Annotated in this window: 10 protein-coding genes; 6 read left to right on the top strand and 4 right to left on the bottom strand. The window is 35.3% G+C overall.

All coding sequences use genetic code 11. The features are described from left to right. From ABYK33_RS10705 to ABYK33_RS10680, 6 genes are all read left to right on the top strand, one after another. Positions 1-190: SHOCT domain-containing protein (locus ABYK33_RS10705; RefSeq protein WP_373033197.1), on the top strand; the 190-nt coding region annotated here is incomplete at its 5' end. Between the two features lie 194 nt (positions 191-384). Beyond that, on the top strand, positions 385-780 hold the full coding sequence (locus tag ABYK33_RS10700; protein WP_373033196.1) for a thioredoxin family protein: 396 nt from the start codon (positions 385-387) through the stop codon (positions 778-780). A gap of 65 nt (positions 781-845) precedes the next feature. Continuing rightward, positions 846-2129, top strand: a complete 1284-nt coding sequence (locus ABYK33_RS10695) for an alginate export family protein (RefSeq protein ID WP_373033195.1) — start codon at positions 846-848, stop codon at positions 2127-2129. Between the two features lie 25 nt (positions 2130-2154). After that, entirely contained in the window at positions 2155-2505 is a 351-nt protein-coding gene (locus tag ABYK33_RS10690) for a DUF3147 family protein (RefSeq protein ID WP_373033194.1), read from the top strand. A 151-nt stretch (positions 2506-2656) separates the two neighbouring features. After that, positions 2657-3247, top strand: a complete 591-nt coding sequence (locus tag ABYK33_RS10685) for a cytochrome b/b6 domain-containing protein (RefSeq protein ID WP_373033193.1) — start codon at positions 2657-2659, stop codon at positions 3245-3247. 329 nt (positions 3248-3576) lie between these two features. Further along, the gene (locus ABYK33_RS10680; protein ID WP_373033192.1) at positions 3577-3930 is read left to right on the top strand and encodes a hypothetical protein; all 354 of its coding nucleotides are present in this window, start codon (positions 3577-3579) and stop codon (positions 3928-3930) included. A 58-nt stretch (positions 3931-3988) separates the two neighbouring features. On the opposite strand, the gene ABYK33_RS10675 is transcribed toward ABYK33_RS10680, so the two are convergent. The 4 genes from ABYK33_RS10675 to ABYK33_RS10660 all read right to left on the bottom strand — a co-directional run. Further along, positions 3989-6238 carry a glutamine--tRNA ligase/YqeY domain fusion protein gene (locus ABYK33_RS10675; RefSeq protein WP_373033191.1) on the bottom strand — a complete coding sequence of 750 codons (2250 nt, stop codon included), beginning with the start codon at positions 6236-6238 and terminating at the stop codon, positions 3989-3991. Positions 6239-6405: 167 nt separating this feature from the next. Beyond that, positions 6406-6873 carry an MOSC domain-containing protein gene (locus ABYK33_RS10670; RefSeq protein WP_373033190.1) on the bottom strand — a complete coding sequence of 156 codons (468 nt, stop codon included), beginning with the start codon at positions 6871-6873 and terminating at the stop codon, positions 6406-6408. A gap of 3 nt (positions 6874-6876) precedes the next feature. Beyond that, positions 6877-8340, bottom strand: a complete 1464-nt coding sequence (thiI, locus tag ABYK33_RS10665; RefSeq protein ID WP_373033189.1) for a tRNA uracil 4-sulfurtransferase ThiI — start codon at positions 8338-8340, stop codon at positions 6877-6879. A 65-nt stretch (positions 8341-8405) separates the two neighbouring features. After that, a partial coding sequence (locus tag ABYK33_RS10660; protein ID WP_373033188.1) for a hypothetical protein occupies positions 8406-9256 on the bottom strand: 851 nt, incomplete at its 5' end.

Here is a 9256-nt window from a genome sequence, read left to right as displayed (position 1 = left end):
TTTTGGTATGTGGTTAATACCTATATTATTCGTCATCATTATCTTCTATGTTTTAAATGAAAATAATAAAGGCAAGAAGGAAGAAACTTCCGCACAAGACCTACTTGATAAACGCTATGCTAACGGTGAGATAGGTTTGGAGGAGTATGAAGAGAGATCCAATACTCTTAAAGAACATCATAAAACTTAAAGAAATGGAGCAACTCAAAACCTTATAAAATATATAACTTTATAAGGTTTCTATTTCAAATTTACTACTTTAACATGAATAATAAATTTTTTTATCCTATTCAAACATAACATTATGAATCCCACCATATTTTAAGTATGGAACATATACAATCTGATGAATTTAGGTAATACTAAATACATTAAAGGAATTAAATGAAAAAAATCATCATACTCTTATTTATGACATTAGGTCTAAATGCTAGTGAAATCAATTGGTTGGAAAGTTACACAAAAGCATCAGAAATATCTAAAGCAGAAAATAAGCCGATGCTAATATTCATCAATACACCAGACTGTGGGGCTTGTAAAGTAATGAAAGAGGTGACGTTTAAAGATAAGATCGTTTATCCTTATATTAATGAGCATTTTATACCTGTGTCCTTGAATATAAATAACAATGATGCACCTAAAGCACTACAGGCAGAAATGACTCCAACATTCCATTTTGTAAAATACGATGGAACAAAAATCAGAGAAACACTTGTAGGTGGTAAGACAGGTAAGTTTTACCTAAATATATTAAAAGAAGCTGTTGCAAATTATAAATAATGAAACCCATTCTTCCTCTATTTTTTCTCTCATATACTCTCCTTTATGCTGAGCAGAGTCCACCCATGCATTTCATAATTGAAGTGCCTGATAAGCTGGTCTTCAATTTTCAGTATCGAGGACGTTTTGACATTTATGATGGTGTTAACAAATTGTCATATGGGGATGATGCTATAGACGCTAAGGGTAATGTGCGTGGAGAATCGGATGATACTATTTATCTTCAGCAGATCATTGCGGGATTCACTTACAATGCAAATGATGACTGGACACTGAAGGCATCTATGTATGATGCACGCTCATGGGGCTCTTCCTTGGATGCAGGTGATTTTGTCAAAAATCCTGGAACACCTGATGCATATGTAATGAGTTTTTATGATGATCATCTGGAACTTTTTGAGACGTATATCAGACATCATAATCTATTAAATAAGAACCTTACTTTTACTTTGGGACGGCAACAATTAGGCTATGGAGATCGTCGTATCTTTGGTCCAGGTAAATGGGGAAATACTATGGGTTGGTTATGGGATGCGTTGCATCTCTCCTATAAAGAGGGTAAGAATTTCATCGATGTATGGTACGGACAGACACGTACCAAAGAAGAAGATGATTTTAGTATCAAACATAAACACCGTTTTCAGGGCATGGGTCTTTACGCTCATTATGAATTTTCAGATATAAAGATAGAACCTTTTCTGGCATGGAGAAATAACCTTCATCATACGGTAGTAAATGAAGCCGACCTGTATTATGCAGGTGCACGTGTATATGACAATGAAGATCCGGGTTTCATCTATGATGCAACATTGGTAAAAGAAGAGGGTAATACAGGATCACTTGATGTTGATGCGTATGCATGTGCAGTGAAAGCAGGGTACTATTTTGACAATAAATATAAGATTAAATTGATGGCAGGTTTCGTCTATGCAACGGGAGATGAAAATCCTAATGACAACCAGATGCAAACATTTTCAGCTCCTTTTGGTGCTAATGACGGATTACACTATGGGCGTATGGACATTATGTTTTGGTCAAACATGGAAGACATTCAGGCAAGCTTTTCTTTCAAGCCGACGAAAAATCTTTTTATAGAAACTGCGTATCATCATTTTAATCTTGCCGAAGCAAATGACAAATGGTATTTGTTTGGTTATAAAAACAAACCAGGTAACAGTTATACGCACATTGGTGATGAGATTGACCTCATTGTAAAATACAAATTAGCATCATCTGTAGATCTCTTGGGTATTTACAGCTATTTAAATGCTGGTGATTTTATTACTAAAAATGATATTGCACAAGATAATGCTTCTAAGACGTTTTTACAATTTATGTATAAATGGTAAAAATTTATATTTTAAAGGAAATAAATTGGCATACTATATAATAAAACTAATTATTACAACTTTTTTAATTGTATTGATATCTGAAATAGCTAAAAGAAGCAGTTTGGCCGGAGCTCTATTGGCAGCAATACCCTTAGTCTCAATTTTGGCTATGACATGGATGTATATAGACACAGACAGCAGTAATAATGCGGTAGAGTTTTCAAATAGAATTGTTTGGCTAATTGCACCATCAATGACATTATTTATAGCTTTCCCCATTTTAATAAAAAAGGGTTTAGGCTTTTATGCAAGTATGGGTATTTCAATCGTATTGACTATTATGGCCTATTACAGTGTTATATTTGTTCTTAGTAGATTCGGTATTAAATTATAAATAGAAGCTCTAATAGAAAACCTTATAAAATATATAACTTTATAAAGTTTTCATTTTTCAAAGAATCATCAGTTACTTTCGTGCCAGTCTATTGTGTTGGATAATTTATGATAAAATAGATTTATATACCCTTATAATTAGGAGCTAAGCAATGAAAAAATGGCGTTTAGATTTTAGAATTTGGCACTGGATACATGCAGTGGTCGTTTTGGGACTGCTTGGTACAGTATTTCTACGAAAAACATTTTTAAGTTGGAGAAGTAATAGTGAACTGCTTACACAAAAACTTTCAGAGATCAATCTGGAAGTAACAGCAGAACAAGCAAAAATGTTGGCTAAAGCCATTCGTGCTCCTATGTGGGAATGGCATATCATCCTGGGGTATGCTTTGGCTGCCTTATTGGTTTGGAGGATCATACTTTTCTTTACCCAAAGCGGAAAACATAACTACCAAAATCTAGGAAAAGAGACTTTTCATAAAAAAATGGTAAAGCTCAGTTATATCGGTATCTATGTTATTCTTTTATTTATGGCTGTAAGCGGATTGATAATTCATTTCTATGAAACACTTGGTCTTACAAAAGAAGCTGCACACGACATCAAAGAGATACATGAACTTGTTTTCAATGCGGTGCTTATATTTACACCTCTACATATTATAGGTGTTTTGCTTGCAGAACAGCGGGATGAAAAAGGTATTATCTCAGATATGGTCAATGGAGGAGAAGAGAAAAAAGTATAATTTTTTTTCAAAGTAAGCTAGAGAATGCAAAACAAATAAAATTATACAGGCAAACGTACCTGGTCTGTTCAAAGCCTTATAAAATATATAACTTTATAGGGTTTTCACATAGTAGTAATCTTGTTAAATATAATAAATATTTTTACTATCCTAGACAAATATGTTTATATCGTTGTTCTAGGAGTCATACAAGTAGATAATTGAATAAATCTTCTAAATACTAAAGTATAGTACTCCTTTGATATAAAATAATTCTCCATAACTAATCCTTCAGCACAAGACATAAGGAATAGTTTAGTAAGATGATACGATAAAATAAAGGGAAGAAAATGATTAGAATGATTAAGTGGATTTTTTGGAGTGCTATAGCAATTGGTTGGGTAGTAAACATTGCATCAATCTTAACAGATGTGAAGAAAAAAGAGGGCGCAACAGACGAACAATTATTTGAGTGGATGAATGAAGGTAACAACGCTGCAAAAACAATTGGTATATTCGTTCCTCCAATTGGAGGTGTACTTGGTATTGCAAATCTTGCAGGATACAGTGATGAAGAATTAAGTGCAGTACTTGATGGGTTCAGCTCAAACAGTGACGATGCTCCCAAAAATTCAGCTGTTCAAGAACGCAAAGTTCCTGAACCCATGAAGAAAGATGTGTCAGACCCATCACCAATGGAATAAAAAGGTAATGCAAAAAATCAAAGGCTTAATGTTCCTACCAGCCTTTTGGGTTAATGTGTTATTTTAACTTTTCAGCCACAAGTTCATTTACCACTTTTGGGTTTGCTTTGCCCCCTGTGCTTTTTAAAACTTGACCGACAAAGAAGCCTAATAGTTTGGTGTTACCTGCTTTAAACTTAGCGACGTTGTCTGGATTTTTTGCAATGATCTCATCAATAATAGGCGAAATTTTAGCGGGATCACTTATCTGTACAAGTCCTTTATCTTCAACTATTTGTGTTGGGTCTTCTCCTGATTTAGTCATTTCTTCAAATACTTGTTTTGCAATTTTACTTGAAATAGTCCCATCATCAACCATGTTAACAAGCTCAGCTATTTGTTTAGCATTAAATCTCAGCTCATTTACTTGTTTTTCTTTTAACTCTCTTGCTACCTCATTTGTCACAATGTTAGCTAGAGATACAGGACTATTAAGTACAGCGTGAGCCTCTTCGTAAAAAGAAGATAGTTTCTCATCACGTGCTAGCGTATTAGCTACTTCAGTGTTTAGTCCTAATCCGTTTGTGTACTTATCAAACAGTGCCTGCTGAGCTTTACTCATAGGAACTACTTCACCATCTACTTGTACTTTTTTAGCTTGAGGTTTAGGTGTGTTCTCGGATGTTTTTTTCTTTTTAGTATAAGAATCTTTAAGACCTACAATTTTATTAAACACAGGTGCTTCATCCGTATAGTCAATTGGATCAGCGTAAAAATACCCTTGTCTTTCAAACTGGAATCTTACATCAGGTTTGTCTGTTATAACAGCAGGCTCGATAAGCGCATCTTTGATAATCTTTAAAGAATCAGGGTTTATATCTTCAAGCCCTTCAGGAGCTTCCTCTTTAAACAGTCTATCATAAAGCCTTACTTCTGCTGTTTTAGCCTCTTTTGCATCTACCCACTGGATAGCACTTTTAACCTTGATACCACTCGTGTCTGAACCACTCTTAGAGTCAGGATAATACTCTGCCTTTATCTCTGTGATATTGCCATTTGCATCTTTGATCACTTCCTTACAGGTAATGATATAAGCATGCTTAAGTCTGACCGGCTGTTCAGGTGTAAGACGGAAGTAACCTTTAGGAGGATTCTCACTAAAGTCATCACGCTCGATATAGATCTCACGAGAGAAAGGTAGCTTTCGTGAACCTTCTTTTGGTACATCATCTGGGTAGTATGAAGCATCAAGCTCTTCATGACCTTCATAGTTTTCTATCGTTATTTTTAGAGGGTCAAGCACACACATTACACGAGGTACTTTAGTATTTAGGTCATCTCTTATAGTAAATTCAAGCTGTGCAACATCAACCATTGAGTTTGCTTTTGCTATACCTATCTGATCGCAGAAAGTCAAGATAGATTCTGGCGTATAACCTCTTCTTTTATATCCGGCAATAGTAGGCAAGCGGGGATCATCCCAACCACTGACTTGTCCACCTTCCACCAGTTCTAAAAGCTTCCTTTTACTCATCACCGTATAGTTGATGCCGAGCCTTGCAAACTCATGCTGGTAAGGTCTTGACGATGTTAAACCAAGCGTATCAAGTACCCAATCATAAATATCACGGTTATTTTCAAACTCTAATGTACAAATAGAGTGGGAAATACCTTCAATATAGTCAGACAGACAATGCGCAAAGTCATACATTGGATAGACATGCCATTCATCACCTGTTCTATAATGATGTGCATTTCTGATACGATATAAAAGAGGATCTCTCATTTTCATATTGGCAGCAGACATATCGATCTTGGCGCGAAGGACATGTTCCCCATCTTTAAATTCACCTTTTTTCATTCTTTCAAAAAGGTCTAGGTTTTCTTCAACTGAACGTTCAGCATATTTGCTACGTTTTCCTGCTTCGGTAACAGTCCCACGATACTCTCGAATTTCCTCTTCATTTAGACTATCCACATATGCCTTGCCCATTTTGATGAGTTCTACAGCATAATCATATAGTTCAGGAAAATAATCAGAGGTATAACGTACATTACCATCCCAGTTAAATCCAAGCCACTCTACAGCATCTTTAAGAGCCTCAACATATTTTGTGTCTTCAGTTGTTGGATTTGTATCATCCATTCTAAGGTTACAGTGACCATTATAGTCATTAGCAATACCAAAGTTGATACAGATAGATTTAGCGTGTCCAATGTGTGGGAAGCCATTGGGCTCTGGAGGAAATCTTGTCGTAACTTCTTTATACTTGCCTGACTTTAAGTCCTCTTCAACTATCGTACGTAAAAAATCTTTGCTCTCACTCATTATTATTAACCTTTTGATTTGAAACTTATATACGAGTTGTATTTTATCAAATTTAGTGCTTATAGCATCTTAGAGTTCTTCTTTGAAGGAAAAAAGAAGAAATAAGGGAATAAAAATAGAGTAAAAACTAAAACTTTATAAAATTATTGATACCTAATTTCTATAAATTAATAGATGACATCATTTCCAACACTTATCATGCCACTCTTTATGATGATGGCCCTGTGCCCACCAATATACTTTAACCCTTTCATCATATCTTCATTTAAAAGTCTGGAGATATAACGACAAGGAGGGCAGGTGCGTACGATTCGGAATTTGGCTGTCCCAATGGTAAATTCTTTATCTTCCAGTAGTGAAGGATCAAAGTTTTTAATAATAAGATTTCTACGTAAGTCCAGAAAGTCAAGTGAGCTATCTAATCGTCTATTGCATTCAGAAAGTGTTTCATAAGGAAGTATAGTTACTTCTCTTACATCTTGGGAGAGTTGGGGTTTGTTAAATGTTCCTTGTCCATAAAAATAACGGTCACCTTCTAAACCTTTTCCATGGACAGCACGAACACTATCCGCATACTGTAAAGGCTCTTTAGCTTTTTTACCGATGATAATGGCATGCAGTGTCATAGTTTTCATAGACTATTCGGGTCTGTAAACCCTCACGTTCTTAACATCTTCTGCATCACGTAAGTATTGAGCATGTAGCTGACTCATGATACCTTTTTCACAATAGAGTAAATACTCTTTATCTTGTGGTAACTTTTTGAACTCTGTTTTGAGTTTATGGAATGGTATCTTAATGCTTTTACATACTGTTTCTATACAGTCATCTTCAGCACGTATATCTATGACTACATACTTATCGTCATTCAGATCATGAATGACCTCTATAGGTGCAGAATTTGTCACATCATCTACGATCTCATCCACATAGATCGTTTGTGCATCTTCAACAGCTTTATCTAACACTCTGTAGTCAAAACGTTTTGCTTCTTTTTCCATACGTTTGTATGACCCGTGTATAATAGGGTTCTTAGAAATGACTCCACAGTATTCAGGCATATTTTCTGCAAAACGACGTGTACCTATCTCATTAGCTATCTGAATGATCTCTGGCTTGTTCATCGTAGCCAGAGGACGTAATATAAGTTTATTTGTCACTTGGTCTATAAGTGCAAGGTTACGTAGGGTCTGACTGGAGACCTGTGCAACACTTTCACCTGTAAGTAGAGCATCTATCTGCATCTCATCCGCCACTTTTTCAGAAGCAAGGAGCATAAGACGTTTAAGTGTCACACCCATGTATGATTCATGTGTAGAACGGAATATCTCTTCTACGACATCATCAAAAGGTATAGAAGTGAAAGAGACACGATGTGAAGCACCAAATTTAGACCAAAGATAAAGTGCAACTTGCTTTACGCCTATCTCATGTGCAATGCCGCCAAGATTGAAAAAGATAAAATGGGTTTTCATTCCTCTTTTCATTGTTAAATAACTGGCGATTGTAGAATCAAACCCACCTGACATTAAGGAGAGTATATCTCCTTGTGTACCTAAAGGAAAACCACCAAGTCCTACATGTTTTATGGTGATAATATTGAGTTGGTTATTGATGAGTTCCAGGCGTATGGTGACTTCTGGATGATGCAGGTCTACACCTTTGGCCTCATTGTGTGCCAGCATATATCCGCCTACTGTTTGTTCTATCTCAGTAGATTTGAAAGGGTGTTTTCCTGAACGTTTTACACGTACCACAAAGGTTTTTCCTATGATCTCTTTTGCCATAGTTTCATTCACTTTGACTTTGATCTGATCAAGTGTTTCCATTCCGTCAAACTGTAACGCTTCAAGTACTTGTTCTATGCCGGGAGTGTCAAGGAGTGTTTGTCGTACCTCTGGAAGTACATCTATAGGTGTAACAACTTCCAGTTTATCAGAAAACTTTTTGACTGTGATCTCAGTACTGTATCTGCCTAAAAGTTTTAAAAGATTGTTATAAAGCTGTCCAACCATTTGTCTTTTTGCAGAAGAACCTTTGACCATGATTTCAGGAAAGAGTTTTAAAATAAATTTTTGTGTTTTTACTGATGGAGTTTCCACTATAGTACACCCTTGTTTTTATATGGGCAGCATTATAACACAAGAGGACTAAATGACTATTTTAGCTAATCCTCAAGAGGAAAGTGTAGTGAAACTGATTTCGATGCTTCAAAAAGTGCCTTAGAGGCAATGGATACACTTCTGTTTGTGTTGAGTAAAGAAACAACCTTTTTCTCGTTTATTCCTTTATGACTGATCGAAAGAGATGTTTCCTTCATAATACGTTTGTTTTCTTCTTCTGATTTAGAAAATTTCTCTACACATTTATCCATTGTCCATTCTTCTTCCATGTAATTCAGATAAATAAGAATAGCGTAGAGAAGGTTTCTTCTAATAGAATCATAAATATTGTGAATTGTCTGGCTGCTGCTTTCAGCGAATTCATTCATATCATTCTTAACATCTTTAAGGATCTTAGCTGCATAAACACTCTCTCGTACCGATGATAATAGGCTTTCCAGACTTTCTCTATCATCTTCTCGTAGATCTTGTTGATTTAATACTGAAACAAACTCCATGATCCTTATTTCTATCTCTTTAATACTACTATATGCAATCTTGTGATTAAATTCTATTTGCTCTTGATTAAGTTCTACTGCTTCTTTTAAGCCAAGTTTTTTTACAAATACATCATTTGGTTTGATATTAGCAATCAAAAGTGCATACTTCATCGTTTTTACAAACAAATTATTCACTTCATCTCTTAATGCAACAAGTGCCGTTTCTGAGAATTCAGGATCGACCAAATGTATGTATTTTGTAGATACAGGTTTTTTATGTATAAAAAGACGACTCAAATACTTTGCCATCAGTGATATAAATGGTAATAGCATTACTACACCCAGTATATTAAATAAAGTATGAAACAGTGCCAGTGCAGTTACCGGATCATTACGAAGTCCAACAACATCCATTA

This window comes from Sulfurovum sp. (assembly GCF_041562805.1).
In the GTDB taxonomy this organism is placed as follows: domain Bacteria; phylum Campylobacterota; class Campylobacteria; order Campylobacterales; family Sulfurovaceae; genus Sulfurovum.
Note: the sequence above shows the minus strand (reverse complement) of the source record. Positions and strands in the feature narration are given on the sequence as shown.